The sequence below is a fragment of the Salinigranum halophilum genome, from assembly GCF_007004735.1.
Classification (GTDB): domain Archaea; phylum Halobacteriota; class Halobacteria; order Halobacteriales; family Haloferacaceae; genus Salinigranum; species Salinigranum halophilum.
This window is the reverse complement of record NZ_SSNL01000003.1, coordinates 243341-257045: the sequence shown is the minus strand read 5'-3', so window position 1 is coordinate 257045 and position 13705 is coordinate 243341. Positions and strand designations below refer to the sequence as shown.

Below are 13705 nucleotides of genomic sequence, written 5' to 3'. Positions count from 1 at the left end.
CTCGGACACGCGACCGTCACGGACACCGCGTACCGAACCGACACGTCCGACTCTGCCGAGGTGCGGCGATGACCGCGAACGCCCGCGTCGGCGTCGACATCGGCGGGACGTTCACCGACCTCGTCACCATCCGCGGCGGGGAACTCCAGGTCGCGAAGACGCCGTCGACGCCCGACGCACCAGAACGGGGCGTCGTCGACGCGCTCGCACAGACCGAGCGCGACGGACTCGCGCCCGAGGCCATCGGCTTCTTCGGCCACGGCACGACCGTCGCGACGAACGCCGTCCTCGAGGGGGAGTGGGCCGACACCGCCCTCGTCACCACCGAGGGGTTCCGCGACGTCCTCGAAATCGGGCGACAGGCCCGACCGGACCTCTACGACTTCCAGGCGCAGAAGCCGACGCCCATCGTCGAGCGCCACCGCCGGTTCGAGGTGCCGGAGCGACTCGACGAGCGCGGCCGGGTGGTGAAGCCACTCGACGAAGGCGCGGTCCGCGCGCTGGCGGACGAACTGGAGGCGGTCGACAGCGTCGCGGTCTCGCTGCTGTTCCCCTTCGAGAACGACACTCACGAACGGCGCGTCCGCGAGTTGCTGCGGGAGGAAGGCGTCGACGCCGCGTTCTCCCTGTCGTCGACGGTGCTCCCCGAGATACGGGAGTACGAGCGGACCCTCACGACGGCGCTGAACGCCGCGCTCAAACCGGTGATCGACCGCTATCTCGGCGATCTCGAGACGGCGGTCCGAGACGAGGATGTCGACGCCCCGCTGCGCATCATGCAGTCGAACGGCGGAATCATCAGCGCCCGCGCCGCCCGCGAGCGCCCGGTGAACACGCTCCTCTCGGGGCCGGCGGCGGGCGTCCAGGGTGCGACGTACGTCGCGTCGCGCGCGGGAAACGAGAACGTCATCACGATGGACATGGGCGGGACGTCCTGCGACGTCTCGCTCGTCGACGGCGGCGACCCGCTCGTCACCACGGACGTCGAAGTGGGCGACTACCCCGTCTCGGTGCCGATGATCGACATCCACACCGTCGGGTCCGGCGGGGGGTCCATCGCGTGGGTCGACGAGGGCGGGGCGCTCCGCGTCGGACCGAAGTCGGCGGGTGCCGACCCCGGGCCGGTGTGTTACGGTCGCGGGGGGACACGCCCGACCATCACGGACGCGCACGCCGTGTTGGGACGGATCGACCCCACTTCGTTTCTCCCGGACGCGCTCGATGCGGATGGTGAGGCGGTCGAACGGGCGGTCGAGACGCACGTCGCGGACGACCTCGGGGTCGACGTCGAGACGGCCGCGCAGGGCATCCTCGACGTCGCGAACGCCACGATGGAGCGCGCGCTCCGCGTCGTGAGCGTCGAGCGCGGCTACGACCCTCGCGAGTTCGGCCTCGTCGCCTTCGGCGGCGCGGGCCCGCTCCACGCGCCGAGACTGGCCGCGGAACTCGACATCCCGCGGGTCATCGTCCCCCGGACCGCGGGCGTGCTCTCCGCGCTGGGGCTCCTCATCAGCGATACGCTCTACGACCACTCCACCTCGCGAGTGCGCCGCCTCGACGCCGTCGACCCCGCCGACCTCGCCGCGGCGTTCGACTCGTTCGTCGACGAGGGGCGGGCACAGCTCGGAGCGGAGACCCTCGCCGAGGAGGCGATGCGGTTCGAACCCTCGGTGGACCTCAGATACGTGGGCCAGTCGTTCGAGCTCTCGGTGCCCGTCCCCCGCGAGATAGACGCGTCGACCCCGTCGACGCTCCGCGAACGCTTCCACGAGCGACACCGACAGCGGTACGGGCACGCCTACCCCGAGGAGCCGGTCGAACTCGTCACGCTCAGGCTCCGGGCCAGAGGCGTGGTCGAGACGCCGGACCTCGGGGCAGCGCGGGTCGAGGGGACGGTCGACGACGCCGAGAGAGCGACGCGGTCGGTCGTGTACGACGGCGACCCGTTCGACACGCCGGTGTACGACCGGACGCGCCTGCCCTCCGGGGCGACGTTCGACGGGCCGGCCGTCGTCGAAGGGCGCGAGTCGACGACCGTCGTCCACCCCGGACAGCGCGTCGAGGTCGATTCGGACGGCAACCTCGTCGTGGAGACGGAGGGGGCCGGCGAATGAGCGAATCCGAGGGTGGAGTCGACCCCGTCACTCTGGAAGTCGTCCGCAACGCCTGCATCGCCGTCGCCGAGGAGATGAACGCCAACCTCATCCGGACGGGCTACTCGCCGAACATCAAAGAGCGCCGCGACTGCTCGTGCGCGCTCTTCGACGCGGGGGGCGAGATGATATCACAGGCGGAGAACATGCCCGTCCACCTGGGGGCGATGCCGTTTTCGGTCGCCGCCGCGGTCGAGCAGTTCCCGCCCGAGACACTGGAACCGGGCGACTCGGTGCTCCTGAACGACCCGTTCCGCGGCGGCGCACACCTCCCGGACCTCACGCTCGTCTCGCCGGTGTTCGTCGACGGCGCGGTCGTCGCGTACGCGGCGAACCGGGCGCACCACGCCGACATCGGCGGCGCTCGAGCGGGGTCGGTCGCGGCCGACTCGACCGAAATCTACCAGGAGGGCCTCCGCATCCCGCCCGTGAAGTTCGCCTCGGGTGGAGACGTGAACGAGGACGTGCTCTCGATGATCCTCGCGAACGTTCGGACCCCTGACGAGCGTCGCGGCGACCTCCGGGCGCAGGAGGCCGCCAACGCGACCGGTCGACGTCGGTTCACCGCCCTCGCCGAGAAGTACGGCGACACGCTCGCGCCGGCACTCGAGGCGGTGAAAGACTACTCAGAACGGCGGATGCGCACCGAAATCGAGTCGCTCCCGGACGGGACGTACGCCTTCGAGGACGTCCTCGACGACGACGGCCGGGGGAACGAGGACCTGCCCGTCCGGGCGGCCGTGACGGTCGACGGCGACGAGGTGACCGTCGACTTCGCGGGCACGGCCCCACAGACGGCCGGCCCCGTCAACGCCGTCTTCGCGGTCACCGCGTCGGCGACGTACTACGCCGTGCGCTGTGTGACCGACCCCGAGATACCGCCGAACCACGGCTGTTACCGCCCCATCACCATCGAGACGCCCGAGCGGAGTCTCGTCGACCCCGAACCGCCCGCGGCCGTCGTCGGCGGCAACCTCGAGACCTCCCAGCGGGTGACGGACGTCGTCCTCGGGGCGTTCGCCGAGGCCGACGTCTCGCGCGTGCTCGCGGGGTCGCAGGGGACGATGAACAACGTCACCTTCGGCGGGACCGACCCGCGAACCGAGCGTCCGTACGCCTTCTACGAGACGCAGGGTGGTGGCTTCGGCGGGAGAGACGGCAAAGACGGGATGGACGGCGTCCACGTCCACATGTCGAACACGATGAACACGCCAATCGAGGTGTTGGAGACGGCGTACCCCCTCAGGGTCGAGCGGTACGAACTGCGGCCCGACTCGGGGGGTGCGGGACAGTACCGCGGGGGCCTCGGCCTCCGTCGCGACATCTCCGTGCGGGGCCACACGGCGACGTTCTCGCTCCTGGCCGACCGACAGCGACACGCCCCGTACGGGCTCGCCGGCGGCGAGGACGGCGAACCGGGGGCAGCCTACCGACTCGACGCAGCGGGAACGACGCGGCTGGCGGGGAAGTCGACCCACGACCTCCCCGCCGGGACGACCGTGAGCCTCCGGACGCCCGGTGCGGGCGGGTACGGACCGCCCGAGGAACGGGACCCGTCGTTGCTGGCCGCGGACCTCAGACTGGAGAAGGTGACCGAAGCGGCCGCCCGGTCGCACTACGGGGACGACCCCGTCGACGCCGCGGTTGACCTGCTCGACGGGTGAGGGGACGGCGCTCTTTTTCACGCTCGCGCGCGACGACCCCGTGTGGTCCGTCGGACACACTACTGCCGGCGCTGTGGCGCGGCCATCGACCCCGGCGACGTCTACGGCGCTGTCGACGTCCTCGACGCGGAGGGACGACTCCGAACGCTCGTCTGTCGCGCCTGCAGTGCCGACCTCCGGGCGTTCCTCGCGGGCGACGGGGACGGCAGCGAGAACGGGTGAGCGTGTGGGGGATACCCACCTTTTTGTCGCTCTCGCACCTCCCACGGGTATGGTCGACCAACACGTCGAAATCGGCGTACCACAGCAGATTCTCGACTCGCTGCCCGACAGCGAAGGGGACGCCGCACAGGACATGAAACAGGCCGTCGCGGGACTGGAGACGCGGCTGAACCGCGCCATCGACTCGGCCGAGTCGGAGTCGGAGGCCGCGGGATACGCCGTCGACGTGCTCGAACGGCTCGAAGAACATCTCGAGCGGTACGACGAGTTCGTCCCCGAACTCCGCGCGTGGGGGCAGTCGCCCATCTACGCCATCGCCTGGCGCAACCTCCAGGCCGACCTCATCCTCCAGATCAACGAACACGACTGGCTCTCGGGCCACATCGACCGCGAGCGCAACCACCGTCTCGTCGAGGACGGCATCCGCTTCGGGAAGCGGTAGGGTCGGGTCGGTCGTCCGTGCGACCGGTCGTCCGCGGCGACGACCACACTCGGCGTATGTTTTTACCTGTGGGAGCGAACCCACAGCACATGCACGTGACGCTGAAGTTCTTCGCCACCTTCCGGGAGATCGTCGGGTCGAAGACCATCGACCGTGAGTTCGAAGACGGAGTGACGGTCGGCGAGGTGCTGTCGGCCCTCGAATCGGAGTACGACGACCTGGTGGGCGAACTGCTCGTCGACGGGGACCTCAAACCGCAGATCAACGTCCTGAAGAACGGCCGCGAGGTGCTCCACATGGAGGGCATCGAGACACGGCTGGAAGAGGGCGACACGCTGAGCGTCTTCCCGCCGGTCGCCGGGGGGTGTCGATGAGGGTCGAGCGGTCGTTTCGCGGCATCTCACAGCGCCTCGCGACGCACTACCTGACGAACCTCGGCGGCAGAGAGGTCGAACCCGGACAGGTCGTCGGCGACGACTGGGAAGCGTCACTGTCCGAGTCGAAGACGACGGTCGGTCCGACGCTCACGCTCAACGAGGTCGACGTGGTCTTCGAGGGGGGCGAGGAGACGCTCGAACCGCTCGTCGAGCGATTCGCCCAGAAGGCGATGCGCGCCGGTGGGTGATGACCCGCGGTGACCCACTCGACGGGCAGGTGCTGGTCCTCGCGGCGGCGAAGGCGAGCGTCCCCGCCGAGCGCCTGCCCGAACTCGTCGACCAGGTACAGGCCGACCTCGGCCCACGGCTCGAGACGTATCGGCGGACGTACGAGGCCGTCGCGGAGTCACCGGAGCGGTGGGTGTTCCTCGTCCCGCTCGACCACTGGGACACGGTGGGCGAGCGACTCGGACTGACGGCCCGCGAGTGCGAGGCGGTCCGTCGGGCACACGAAGAACAGCTCAGGCGGGTCGGGACCGAGACGGGCCGCCGCGAGGAGTTCGAGAGCGCACTCGACATCCGGAGCGCGGCGGTCGTGGGCGTCGAATAGCGTCCGCGTCGGGACGGGCGAACGGAAAGCGGTTTCTCTCCCCGCCGTCGTCGAGTGAGTATAGCATGCCCCGTCTGCCGCCAACCGTTCGAGCGGGCGTGCGGGCGTCGCTCCCGCTCCTCGTCGGCATCGTCCCGTTCGGTCTCGTCGCGGGGGTCGCCGCCATCGACGCCGGCCTCTCTCCCGTCGCCGCTCTCGGGATGTCCGTCGTCGTCTTCGCCGGTGCCTCCCAGCTCGCCGTCATCGAACTCCTCCGGAGTGACGCGGCCGTTCCCGTCGTCGTCCTCACCGGCATCGTCATCAACCTCCGAATGCTGATGTACTCGGCGTCCATCGCCCCGTACTTCCAGCGGTACCGCTCGCGGTGGAAGGCGGTCCTCGCGTACCTCCTGACCGACCAGGCGTACGCGGTCTCTATCGCCCGGTTCGAGTCGGGCACGGAGTCGGGCGGCGACGACGAAGGCGACGACGCCGAAGCTGACGGCGGCGGTTCGGAGGGCGGAGCGGGGCGCGACCGGTTCTACTTCGGCGTCGCCGCGAGCCTCTGGGTGGTCTGGGTCGTCTCGACGGCGGTCGGGGTCGGGCTCGGCCGCGGGCTCCCCGACTCGTGGGGGCTCGACTTCGCCGTGCCGCTGGTCTTCCTGGCGCTTCTCGTCCCGCGTATCGAGGACGGACCGACGGCCGCCGCCGGAGGCATCGCCGGACTCGTCGCGCTCGCCGGGGTGGGGATTCCGTACGAACTCGGGCTGCCGCTCGCCGCGGTCGTCGGCGTCGGCGTCGGCCTCGCCGTCGAGGAGGTGCGTGACTGATGACCGGAGTCGTCGCTCAGACCAGCTACGGCCCTGTGGGTGTGTGGACCGCCATCGTCGCCGTCGGCATCGCGACGTTCTGCATCCGACTCTCGTTCATCTACCTGTTCGGTCGCATCGACACCGTTCCGCCGCGGGTGACCCGGGCGCTCCGGTACGTCCCGGCAGCCGTGCTCGCCGCGCTCGTCGTCCCGTCCGTCGTCACCATCGAACCCACGGCGGTCGAAACGCTCACCGCCGACAGGGTCATCGCCGGCGGACTGGCGGCCGTCGTCGCCTGGTACACCGAGGACGTCACGGCGACCATCGTCGTCGGGCTCGTCGCCCTCTGGGTCGTGCGGTTCGCCGTCCCGGTGTGAGCCGAGGGGACCGGGAATCGCCGAGAAGGGCGCGGCTGCCGCGGTCGGCGTCGGATGCGCGTCACCGCCGAAAAAGTCGGCCGCGTGGAAGCCGGACCGTCTGTGTTATCGGACGACCGTCACGGGGACCGACGAGCGTCGAACGACGGTCTCCGCGACGCTCCCGAGGAGCACGCGAGAGACCCCGTCCCGTCCGTGGCTTCCGACGATAATCTGGTCGATATCGTTCTCGGCGGCGTACTCGACGACCGAGCGGGCGGGCGCGCCGTAGACGAGGTCGGTCTCCAGGTCGATGCCGTGAGTTCCGGCCTTGTCCACAGCCGATTCGAGCACCGCCTCGACCTCAGCCTTCGCGTCGTCCCGCCAGGCCTCGGTGTCCGGGAGGATGAGGTCGGCGGAGCCCTGGACGTACGACGTCGGGTCGAGCACCGAGACGGCGACGAGGTCCGCGTCGGCGTGCCGGTCGAGCGCGAAGTCGAGCGCCTTCTCCGAGGGTTCCGAGCCGTCGATGGCGACGAGGATACGTGTCATTACGGTCGCGTATTCACCCACGGGGATATTGATGATTTCGCCGGCTCCAGCCCGGTGAGAAACGACCCCGTGCGCCGGTCCGTCGACCGACACCGAGGCCCGCTACGCGCTCGCGTCCGACTGGCCCACGTAGCGGTCGTGTCGATACCGACACGTCTCACAGAAGAACTGGGCGATACCGGCCTGCTGGACCCCGGTGAGCGCGAGTCGCTCGCCGCAGTCGGGGCACCACTCGGGGGGAACGTCGTCGGGGAGGTCCGTGACCATACGTGGACGAGAGCCGGCGTCGAACAACTGGGTTCTGCCGTGGTGCCCCGAGACGGATTCTCCCGGCTGAGAACGCGGCGTCCCCTCAGAGCTCGACGCGCGACAGCCCGGCGTCAAGGTCGGCGACACGCTCGTTGAACGCTTCGACGAACGCCGGAACGCTTCCGACGAGTTCCCGCACGTCCGTCGCCGGCGGGTTCCCGTACTGCGAGAGGAGGTAGATTCCGCCCTCACCGCCGACGCGGAGGTACGACACCTGGTCGCGTTCGCGCTTGAGTTCCCACCGGGACCCATCGACGCGAGCCGAAAACGTGCCGTAGTCGGTTCCTTCGGCGCGGTGGAGTTGGCCCGCCATCTCCCCACTGACCGCCCGAATCCGGTCGAGGACCCGGTCGCGCTCGGCGGCGACCGACTCGGTGGAGGCGACGGCCGGGAAGTCGGTGTCGACGTCGTCGAGCACGCCCTCCAGGCTCTCGACGTAGGCGTTGTACGTCTCAACGAACGCCGCGTAGTCGCGCAGCGCCTCGGCGAGTGCCTCGGGGTCCGGCGGGCTGTGCGCCGAGACGACGTACACGTCCTCGCGTCCGCCGTCGTACCGGAGATACTGGAGCGCGCCACCCTCGTACTTGACCGTCCACGTCCCCGAATCAGTGTCGAAGTCGCGAGAGCCGTAGTCGCCGCCCTGGAGGAGGGCGAGTTCGCGAGCGATGCGCCCAGCGTGCTCGCGGACACCGGCGACGACCTCGTCGCGCCGGTCGGCGACGTCGGCGGTTTCGAGGAGCGAGTCGAGAGAGTCTGCCACTGACGAGGTGAGGGGGCGAGGGAGAATAACCGCTCCGAACGCGGCGTAGTGGGCGTCACCGAGGACGATGAGGGCGTGGGTGCTGTGAACACTGTACGGAGTGATTGTGCACGGACCGCGAGTGAACGCAGTGAGCGAGCGGGCCAAGGAGGCCCCGAAGGGGCCGACGCAGTGCTTTTGCTCCGCCGGAAGAGTCGCTTCGTTCGTCTTCCGAGCCCTTACTCACGCGGCTCGCAGAGACAGCTTTTGCCAGCGACTGAGCGTCGTTCGAGACAGCGAAGCTCGCTGGCTCGAATCTGCGTGGCGTGTATTTCACACCCGTTACGGACACTCGTCGCTGACGCTCATCGTATCGCGAAGTGGGGGTAAAATCGGCCGGCGCAGATATCGAACACTGGAAGACGGTCGCTCACTGTGTTCGCGCTGCGACTTCCCTGCTCGAATCCGCTTGACGACTTCCGCCCGCGTTTCAGACTGCTCGCTTCGCTTGCAGTAGTGTGAAACGCGGGCAGGAATGGGCCGGCGCAGATTCGAACTGCGGTTACGGCCACCCGAAGGCCGAAGGATACCAAGCTACCCCACCGGCCCGCACCTCTGACTCATGGCGTAGCCGTGTTTAACAGTTGTGATTAGCGGTCTCCGCGGGAGAGGCTGTCAGTACCGCGTGTAGCCCGCCGTGTCGAGGTAGTTGTGTGCGACGGTGATGGCGTGGTCGGCGTGCATGGCGTGGGGGCCGAGCCTGACGCGTTCGTCGGCCACCTCCTCGAGGAGGGTGGCCTCCGCGTCGGTGAAGTCGTGGTGGTCCGAGAGGACGAACGCCGGGTCCTCGGGCGGGTCGACGTCGACCACCGGCGTTCCCGCCTCGTGGAGTTCGACGACGGCCGACTCGTCGGCGACGTCCCGAAGCGTCTGCTCGAAGCCGACGCGTCGAATAGACACCCCGGGGCTAGCCTCGGCCGGGATGTGACCGATGGCCTCCTCGCGTTGGTCGAGCGCGTCGCGGATCCGTGCGGCGGTGCTCCGCTCGTCGGGGTTCAGCCGCCGGACCTCGCGGCCGTCGACCGAGACCGTGAACGCGTCCGCGAGGACGAGGTGGACGCGGACGTCCTCGCGGATGGCGTGCGAGAGGAAGAACGCGGCGTTGACACAGCGGCAGAGGACGTCCAGTCGTCCACCACCGCTGGGGAGGTCGTCGAGGCTGAAATCGGAGGTCGTGGGCGCGTCGTGTCCCGTGACCACGAACTGTCGCATACGTCTCCCTGCCGGCCGACGGACTTTGTTCTGTCCACTCGTCCGACCTGTCCGGCACGGACGGGAGATACGTAACAAATATTCATGTTAATTGAACGACTGGAGCGGGAATCGAACCGAGAGCGAAGAATCGTCTATACGTTCGTAGAATAAGACATTCAGTACCCAAGCGTCGCTCGGAACGGCGATGAAGTTGGAGCATACCGAAGAATTATACGTGAGTTTATTGTGTGTAAATTGCGCATATCAGCGAGTACAGCCGCCGTAGGACAAATTTACCGGAATAGGTGCCTTTTCGTTAGGTATTTACTTCGCCCGACGTTGATTCGACTATCCTCCGAGACGAGGTGTGAGTCATATGCAAGACGACAGCCCTGATTGGAACGTACTGAATCGGCGGCGGGTCCTCGGTCTCGGCGCGGCCGGCCTCGCCGGACTCGCTGGCTGTGCCGGTGGTGACGGGGACTCCACCGGGACGGAAGCGCCCGGCGGCGGCGACTCGACGGCGACCGAGACCGGCTCGGACTCGTCGTCGAGTGAGATGTCCGGCGGGAGACTCCGCATCGCGCTCGTCAAGAGCCCGCTGGAGTTCGACCCCATCATCCTGAACGACGTCCCGTCGGCGCAGGTGACCCAGAACATCTACGACGGCCTCTACGAGTACGACGCCGGGACCGGTTTCGTCCCCCAGCTCGCGACGGGCTCGCCGGAGGTCTCGAACGGCGGGACCCGATGGGTCGTCGAGATGACCGGCGACGCCACCTTCCACAACGGCGACCCGCTGACCGCCGAGGACGTCAAGTACACCTACGAAGCCCCGGTGAACGAAGAGACCGAGAACGCCCCCGAGGTGAACATGATCGAGTCGATCACCGTCGTCGACGAGACGACGGTTCAGTTCGACCTCTCGTACCCGTTCGGGCCGTTCCAGCACGCGCTCACCGGGAGCACGCTCGGAATCGTCCCGCAGTCCGTCCGCGAGTCGGACCGGGACGCGTTCAACACCCAGAGCCCCGTCGGCTCCGGCCCGTTCGAGTTCGTCGACTGGCAGGAGGGCAACTACGTCCGCCTGCAGCGGAACGACGACTACTGGGGTGAGCCGATGCCGAACCTCGCGGAACTCGAACTGGTGCCCGTCGAGGAGGCGACCACTCGGGTGACGACGCTCCGCAACGGCGAGAACGACGTCATCGAGGAGATTCCCCCGAAGCTGTACTCCACGGTGCGCGGCATCTCCGACGCGAGCATCGACGAGGTCCCCGGAATCGGCTACTTCTACCTCGCGTTCAACTGCAACGAGGGACCGACGGCGGACCCGATGGTCCGCGAGGCGGTCGACTACTGCTTCAGCATGGACCAGGCGGTGTCGAGTTACGTCGAACCGACCGGCGTGCGCCAGTACAGCCCGCTTCCGCGGTCGCTCGCCGAGGACTGGGACATGCCGCTCGACGAGTGGGAGCAGATCCCCCACGAGAAGAACATCGAGGAGGCGCAGGCGCTGTTCGACGAGGCCGGCGTGCCGATGGATTACCAGTGGCGCATCATCGTCCCGCCGGACGACAAGCGCGAACAGATCGGTATCAGCGTCTCGAACGGCCTCAAGGAGGCCGGCTTCGACAACGTCTCCGTCCAGCGCCTCGACTGGGGGGCGTTCCTGGACAAGTACGTGACCGGTAGCGAGAGCGACTACAACATGTACACGCTCGGCTGGTCCGGCACGCCCGACCCCGACGCGTTCACCTACTACCTGCTCGGTCGGACCGACGACGTGCTCGGCCAGACCAACGGCACCTACTGGGGAGCCAACAGCGACGTCGGCCAGGAGGCCGCACAGAAGTTCGTCACGGCTCGGGAGTCTCCCGACTACGAGGAGCGCCGGCAGCTCTACATCGAGGGCATCACGACCGCGCTCGAAGAGCGCGCGCACCTGCCTGCGTACAACCTGAAGAACAGCTTCGGCGTGAAGGAGTACGTCAACGACTTCACGTCGCACCCGGTCGACAGCTTCCACATCGCGACCAACCACAACAACGTCTCCGTCGACAGGTAGTCGACGCGAAACCCCAGTCACATTTATGTACGAACCCGCCGCAGGCACGTCCCAGAGAGAGATGCGCCGGCAGCGACACCGCCGGGGGGCGAGAGCGTGAGTCGACTCCGGTACACGATCAACCGGGTGCTGCAGTCGATTCCGGTCATCCTCGGGATCATCACCATCACGTTCTTTCTCACCGACGCCATCCCCGGCGACCCCGTCCAGATCATGCTCGGCCCGTCACCGAGCGCCCAGCAGGCCGCAGCCATCCGGGCGAAGTTCGGCCTCGACCAGCCGCTGCACATCCGCTATCTGAACTACCTCCTCGACGTGGTCCGCGGCGACCTCGGGACGAGTCTCTACTACGGCGTCCCCGTCACGGAGAAGATCATGGAGCGGCTCCCGGTGACGCTGCTGCTCTTGCTCTCGAGTTTCACGTTCGCGCTCGTGACGGCGGTCCCACTGGGCATCATCTCCGCGAAGCGACGGAACAAGCCGACCGACCACGTCTCGCGTGTCGTGGCGCTGCTCGGGGTGTCGACGCCGTCGTTCTGGATCGGGCTGATGCTCATCATCATCTTCGCCTTCCAGCTGAACCTCCTCCCGGCGACGAACCTCATCATGCCGTGGGCGTCGCCCGCGAACGTCGAGGGGGCTGAGACGCGGCTCGGGGTGGTGACGACGGCCATCGAACACCTCATCCTCCCGACCATCACGCTCGGGACGCTCCAGATGGCGGCGTTCACCCGCATCGAGCGGTCGTCGATGCTCGAGGTGCTCAATCAGGAGTACGTCAAGCTGGCGCGAGCGTACGGTGTCAAGGAGTCGACCATCGTCCGCAAGCACGCGTTCCGCAACGCGCAGCTCCCGCTCATCACCATCGTCGGCCTCCAGTTGACGCAGGCACTCGGCGGGGCGGTGCTCACGGAGACGGTCTTCTCCATCAACGGGATGGGTCGACTCATCATCACCGCGATACAGAACCAGGACTTCCAGCTCGTCATGGGGACGACGCTCATGTTCGGCCTCGTGTTCGTCATCGGCGTCATCATCACCGACCTGTCGTACGCGTACGTCGACCCGCGCGTGTCGTTCGACGAGACCGACTGAACCATGGCACAGGACACCTCATCTTCGACCTCGACCTCGAACCGCACCCAACAGTCGTGGCAGGGCGACGTGAGCGACGACGGGTTCGACGCGGCGAACCAACCCGAAGCGCGCGTCGGCCTCCGCTACACGCTGTCGCAGGTCCGGCGCGACCCGACTGCACTCTTGGGTCTCGGCATCATCGCCTTCATGACCACCGTGGCGCTGGTCGCGTTCGTCGACAGCATCGTCTTCGACGTCCTCGCCGACGTCGCGTTCTTCGCCGACCTCGGCGTGAGACAGTACGTCCTCGTCGAGGCGGTCTGGATCAACCCCGTCAACGACCCGGACAACGCCGAGATACTGCTCCCACCGTACGGCCTGACGAACGAACTCTACCCGAACCAGCCGGGGACACTCGCACACCCCCTGGGGACGGACCACCGCGGCCGCGACATCCTCGCGCGTCTGTTCTACGGGACGCGCATCGCCATCACCGTCGGAATCGTCTCGACGGGTATCGCGATGGTACTCGGAACGCTCGTCGGAGCCGTCGCGGGGTACTACGGCGGCCGAATCGACGACGCGCTCATGCGCGCCGCGGAGGTGCTCTTCGCCATCCCCTTCCTCGTGCTCGTCATCGCGTTCATGACGGCGTTCGGCCGCAACCTCACCTTCGCGATGGTCGGCGTCGGTATCGCCACGATTCCGACGTTCGCGCGGCTCATCCGCTCGCGCGTGCTGAGCGTCAGAGAGGAGGACTTCGTCGAGGCCGCCCGCGCCGCCGGAGTCCGAGACCGGAACATCATCCTCAGACACGTCATCCCGAACAGCTTCGCGCCCGTTCTCGTGCAGGCCACACTCCAGGTCGGTATCAACATCCTCATCATCGCCGGCCTCTCGTTTCTCGGCTACGGGGCCCAGCCGCCGACGCCGTCGTGGGGACAGATGCTCTCGGCGTCGCGTAACTACATGCTCCCCAACCCCTGGTTCAGCATCTGGCCCGGCATCGCCATCCTCGTGACCGTGGTCGGCTTCAACCTGCTCGGCGACGGCCTGCGAGACGCACTCGACCCCCGAATCAACAACTAACC

General features: G+C 67.9%; 16 protein-coding genes and 1 tRNA gene. 12 read left to right on the top strand and 5 right to left on the bottom strand.

All coding sequences use genetic code 11. The annotated features are described in order from the left end of the window. Nucleotides 1-68: 68 nt before the first annotated feature. The 9 genes from E6N53_RS05855 to E6N53_RS05815 all read left to right on the top strand — a co-directional run bounded on the left by E6N53_RS05855 (nt 69) and on the right by E6N53_RS05815 (nt 6636). Complete coding sequence (locus E6N53_RS05855; protein ID WP_142857647.1) at nt 69-2114, top strand: hydantoinase/oxoprolinase family protein; 2046 nt, start codon at nt 69-71, stop codon at nt 2112-2114. Next, nucleotides 2111-3817, top strand: a complete 1707-nt coding sequence (locus E6N53_RS05850) for a hydantoinase B/oxoprolinase family protein (protein ID WP_142857645.1) — start codon at nt 2111-2113, stop codon at nt 3815-3817. Before E6N53_RS05855 ends, E6N53_RS05850 begins: the two co-directional genes overlap by 4 nt. Before the next feature lie 42 nt (nt 3818-3859). Beyond that, a complete protein-coding gene (locus E6N53_RS05845) occupies nt 3860-4039 on the top strand; it encodes a hypothetical protein (RefSeq protein WP_142857643.1) in 180 nt (59 codons plus the stop codon). Between the two features lie 49 nt (nt 4040-4088). Beyond that, nucleotides 4089-4481, top strand: coding sequence for a DUF7971 family protein (locus E6N53_RS05840; RefSeq protein WP_136589719.1), 393 nt, complete (start codon nt 4089-4091; stop codon nt 4479-4481). Between the two features lie 89 nt (nt 4482-4570). Next, a complete protein-coding gene (locus E6N53_RS05835) occupies nt 4571-4855 on the top strand; it encodes a ubiquitin-like small modifier protein 1 (RefSeq protein ID WP_142857641.1) in 285 nt (94 codons plus the stop codon). After that, nucleotides 4852-5106, top strand: a complete 255-nt coding sequence (locus tag E6N53_RS05830; protein ID WP_136600782.1) for a MoaD-like domain-containing protein — start codon at nt 4852-4854, stop codon at nt 5104-5106. The genes E6N53_RS05835 and E6N53_RS05830 overlap by 4 nt, the downstream gene beginning before the upstream one ends. After that, complete coding sequence (locus tag E6N53_RS05825; RefSeq protein ID WP_142857639.1) at nt 5106-5468, top strand: DUF8048 family protein; 363 nt, start codon at nt 5106-5108, stop codon at nt 5466-5468. The genes E6N53_RS05830 and E6N53_RS05825 overlap by 1 nt, the downstream gene beginning before the upstream one ends. 65 nt (nt 5469-5533) lie before the next feature. Further along, nucleotides 5534-6277 (top strand): AzlC family ABC transporter permease, encoded by a 744-nt coding sequence (locus E6N53_RS05820; protein WP_142857637.1) that lies wholly within the window; start codon nt 5534-5536, stop codon nt 6275-6277. Next, nucleotides 6277-6636, top strand: a complete 360-nt coding sequence (locus tag E6N53_RS05815; RefSeq protein WP_142857635.1) for an AzlD domain-containing protein — start codon at nt 6277-6279, stop codon at nt 6634-6636. The genes E6N53_RS05820 and E6N53_RS05815 overlap by 1 nt, the downstream gene beginning before the upstream one ends. A gap of 105 nt (nt 6637-6741) precedes the next feature. On the opposite strand, the gene E6N53_RS05810 is transcribed toward E6N53_RS05815, so the two are convergent. The 5 genes from E6N53_RS05810 to trmY all read right to left on the bottom strand — a co-directional run bounded on the left by E6N53_RS05810 (nt 6742) and on the right by trmY (nt 9487). Continuing rightward, the gene (locus E6N53_RS05810; protein WP_142857633.1) at nt 6742-7167 is read right to left on the bottom strand and encodes a universal stress protein; all 426 of its coding nucleotides are present in this window, start codon (nt 7165-7167) and stop codon (nt 6742-6744) included. Nucleotides 7168-7269: 102 nt separating this feature from the next. Then, nucleotides 7270-7434 carry an HVO_2142 family zinc finger protein gene (locus E6N53_RS20970; protein WP_201741085.1) on the bottom strand — a complete coding sequence of 55 codons (165 nt, stop codon included), beginning with the start codon at nt 7432-7434 and terminating at the stop codon, nt 7270-7272. An 85-nt stretch (nt 7435-7519) separates the two neighbouring features. Next, nucleotides 7520-8236 carry a profilin-fold protein gene (locus E6N53_RS05805; protein ID WP_142857631.1) on the bottom strand — a complete coding sequence of 239 codons (717 nt, stop codon included), beginning with the start codon at nt 8234-8236 and terminating at the stop codon, nt 7520-7522. 515 nt (nt 8237-8751) lie between these two features. Continuing rightward, nucleotides 8752-8824, bottom strand: a tRNA-Pro gene (locus tag E6N53_RS05795). Nucleotides 8825-8890: 66 nt separating this feature from the next. After that, nucleotides 8891-9487, bottom strand: coding sequence for a tRNA (pseudouridine(54)-N(1))-methyltransferase TrmY (gene trmY, locus E6N53_RS05790; protein ID WP_142857627.1), 597 nt, complete (start codon nt 9485-9487; stop codon nt 8891-8893). 358 nt (nt 9488-9845) lie between these two features. Between trmY and E6N53_RS05785 the strand changes: the two genes are divergently transcribed. From E6N53_RS05785 to E6N53_RS05775, 3 genes are all read left to right on the top strand, one after another. Next, a complete protein-coding gene (locus tag E6N53_RS05785; RefSeq protein ID WP_136600776.1) occupies nt 9846-11537 on the top strand; it encodes an ABC transporter substrate-binding protein in 1692 nt (563 codons plus the stop codon). 96 nt (nt 11538-11633) lie between these two features. Then, nucleotides 11634-12632, top strand: coding sequence for an ABC transporter permease (locus tag E6N53_RS05780; protein WP_136589730.1), 999 nt, complete (start codon nt 11634-11636; stop codon nt 12630-12632). Nucleotides 12633-12635: 3 nt separating this feature from the next. Then, nucleotides 12636-13703, top strand: coding sequence for an ABC transporter permease (locus E6N53_RS05775; RefSeq protein WP_136600775.1), 1068 nt, complete (start codon nt 12636-12638; stop codon nt 13701-13703). The last annotated feature ends 2 nt before the right edge of the window (nt 13704-13705 follow it).

Excerpts from the sequence above, each read along its gene's own strand:
- E6N53_RS05855 (WP_142857647.1), top strand. The coding sequence starts at position 69 with ATGACCGCGAACGCCCGCGTCGGCGTCGACATCGGCGGGACGTTCACC.
- E6N53_RS05850 (WP_142857645.1), top strand. The coding sequence starts at position 2,111 with ATGAGCGAATCCGAGGGTGGAGTCGACCCCGTCACTCTGGAAGTCGTC.
- E6N53_RS05840 (WP_136589719.1), top strand. The coding sequence starts at position 4,089 with ATGGTCGACCAACACGTCGAAATCGGCGTACCACAGCAGATTCTCGAC.
- E6N53_RS05835 (WP_142857641.1), top strand. The coding sequence starts at position 4,571 with ATGCACGTGACGCTGAAGTTCTTCGCCACCTTCCGGGAGATCGTCGGG.
- E6N53_RS05830 (WP_136600782.1), top strand. The coding sequence starts at position 4,852 with ATGAGGGTCGAGCGGTCGTTTCGCGGCATCTCACAGCGCCTCGCGACG.
- E6N53_RS05825 (WP_142857639.1), top strand. The coding sequence starts at position 5,106 with ATGACCCGCGGTGACCCACTCGACGGGCAGGTGCTGGTCCTCGCGGCG.
- E6N53_RS05820 (WP_142857637.1), top strand. The coding sequence starts at position 5,534 with ATGCCCCGTCTGCCGCCAACCGTTCGAGCGGGCGTGCGGGCGTCGCTC.
- E6N53_RS05815 (WP_142857635.1), top strand. The coding sequence starts at position 6,277 with ATGACCGGAGTCGTCGCTCAGACCAGCTACGGCCCTGTGGGTGTGTGG.
- E6N53_RS05810 (WP_142857633.1), bottom strand. The coding sequence starts at position 7,167 with ATGACACGTATCCTCGTCGCCATCGACGGCTCGGAACCCTCGGAGAAG.
- E6N53_RS20970 (WP_201741085.1), bottom strand. The coding sequence starts at position 7,434 with ATGGTCACGGACCTCCCCGACGACGTTCCCCCCGAGTGGTGCCCCGAC.
- trmY (WP_142857627.1), bottom strand. The coding sequence starts at position 9,487 with ATGCGACAGTTCGTGGTCACGGGACACGACGCGCCCACGACCTCCGAT.
- E6N53_RS05785 (WP_136600776.1), top strand. The coding sequence starts at position 9,846 with ATGCAAGACGACAGCCCTGATTGGAACGTACTGAATCGGCGGCGGGTC.
- E6N53_RS05775 (WP_136600775.1), top strand. The coding sequence starts at position 12,636 with ATGGCACAGGACACCTCATCTTCGACCTCGACCTCGAACCGCACCCAA.